This is a genomic window from Roseovarius marisflavi (assembly GCF_900142625.1).
GTDB lineage: Bacteria > Pseudomonadota > Alphaproteobacteria > Rhodobacterales > Rhodobacteraceae > Roseovarius > Roseovarius marisflavi.
Genome location: NZ_FRBN01000079.1, coordinates 1 through 1,173, shown reverse-complemented (window position 1 = coordinate 1,173; position 1,173 = coordinate 1). Strand labels below are relative to the sequence as shown.

1 protein-coding gene is annotated in these 1,173 nt (G+C 65.5%); it reads left to right on the top strand.

Going from position 1 to position 1,173, the window contains the following annotated elements:
• The coding region (locus tag BUB78_RS20195) for an Ig-like domain-containing protein (RefSeq protein WP_170865132.1) at positions 1-1,173 on the top strand (1,173 nt) is incomplete at both ends.

The window sequence follows — 1,173 nt, the reverse complement described above, 5'->3', positions numbered from 1 at the left end:
CGTGGGCGCGGTGAACGACGCGCCGGTGGCGCAGGACGACAGCGCCGTCACGGCCGAGGACAGCAATGTGCAGATTGCGGTTCTGGACAATGACAGCGATGTCGACGGCAACCCGCTGAGCGTGACCCAGGCAACGGCGCAGAACGGCACGGTTTTGATCAACAACGACGGCACGCTGAGCTATTCCCCGGATGCCGATTTCAACGGCACCGACACGATCAGCTACACGGTCTCGGACGGCGAGGACGTCGATACGGCAGAGGTGACGGTCAACGTGGGTGCGGTGAACGACGCGCCGGTGGCGCAGGACGACAGCGCCGTCACGGCCGAGGACAGCAATGTGCAGATCGCGGTGCTGGACAATGACAGTGACGTCGACGGCGATGCACTGAGCGTGACCCAGGCGACGGCGCAGCACGGCACGGTGCTGATCAATGCGGATGGCACGCTGAGCTATTCCCCGGATGCCGACTTCAACGGCACCGACACGATCAGCTACACGGTCTCGGACGGGTTGGGCGGCAGCGATACGGCAGAGGTGACGGTCAACGTGGGCGCGGTGAACGACGCGCCGGTGGCGCAGGACGACAGCGCCGTCACGGCCGAGGACAGCAATGTGCAGATCGCGGTGCTGGACAATGACAGCGATGTCGACGGCAACCCGCTGAGCGTGACCCAGGCGACGGCGCTGAACGGCAGCGTGGTGATCAATGGCGACGGCACGCTGAGCTATACGCCGAAAGCCGATTTCAACGGCACCGACACGATCAGCTACACGGTCTCGGACGGCGAGGACGTCGACACGGCAGAGGTGACGGTCACCGTGGGCGCGGTGAACGACGCGCCGGTGGCGCAGGACGACAGCGCCGTCACGGCCGAGGACAGCAATGTGCAGATTGCGGTTCTGGACAATGACAGCGATGTCGACGGCAACCCGCTGAGCGTGACCCAGGCGACGGCGCTGAACGGCAGCGTGGTGATCAATGGCGACGGCACGCTGAGCTATACGCCGAAAGCCGATTTCAACGGCACCGACACGATCAGCTACACGGTCTCGGACGGCGAGGGCGGCAGCGATACGGCAGAGGTGACGGTCACCGTGGGCGCGGTGAACGACGCGCCGGTGGCGCAGGACGACAGCGCCGTCACGGCCGAGGACAGCAATGTGCAGAT